The sequence below is a fragment of the Mesorhizobium sp. M4A.F.Ca.ET.050.02.1.1 genome (assembly GCF_003997725.1).
Classification (GTDB): Bacteria; Pseudomonadota; Alphaproteobacteria; order Rhizobiales; family Rhizobiaceae; genus Mesorhizobium.
Genome location: NZ_RZSG01001387.1, coordinates 1 through 661, shown reverse-complemented (window position 1 = coordinate 661; position 661 = coordinate 1). Strand labels below are relative to the sequence as shown.

The window sequence follows — 661 nt, the reverse complement described above, 5'->3', positions numbered from 1 at the left end:
CCTTGCCGGTCTTCGGCTCATAGCTGCGCGCCGATTCCGCGATGCGCTTGACCTGCTCGTCGATTTCCGTGTCCGGCACATCGAACACCTGGCGTGTCACCTTGATGTCGGAGAAATCCTTGATCTCGATCGCCGGGATGATCTCGTAGTTGAGGCGGAACTCGAAATCGGCGCCGCCGGCCAGGATCTTTTCGGCCTCTTTCTCGTCCTCGGTCATGATCACTTCAGGCTGCATGGCGGCCTTCTCGCCGCGCCCGGTGATGATCGAACGCGTCGAATCGTTGAGGATCTCGTTGACGACCTCGGCCATGAACGACTTGCCGTAGACCTTGCGCAGGTGCTGCACCGGCACTTTGCCGGGGCGGAAGCCATTGATGCGAACCTTGTTGCGGGCATCCGTAAGCCGCGCCATCAGCTTGGCTTCCATGTCACCGGCCGGCACGGTGATCTTGATCTCGCGCTTGAGACCGGAGTTGAGCGTTTCGGTGACCTGCATCATAAAACCTTTGTTCTCACCCATGAGACTGCCAGACGGCCCATGCCGCTTACAGCCTGCCGGTATAATCTTGCCGGGAATGGCTTTTGGTAACGGAAACTTGCGGTTTGACCGCTAAAGCGGCTCAAAGCCTTTCCAAACTGCGTTCCAAAATGTGAATAAGTC

At 57.8% G+C, this 661-nt stretch carries 1 protein-coding gene; it reads right to left on the bottom strand.

Annotated elements, in window-relative coordinates; translation table 11 throughout:
* The coding region (locus tag EOA33_RS37685) for a trigger factor (RefSeq protein ID WP_281033611.1) at positions 1-496 on the bottom strand (496 nt) is incomplete at its 3' end.
* Between the last annotated feature and the right edge of the window lie 165 nt (positions 497-661).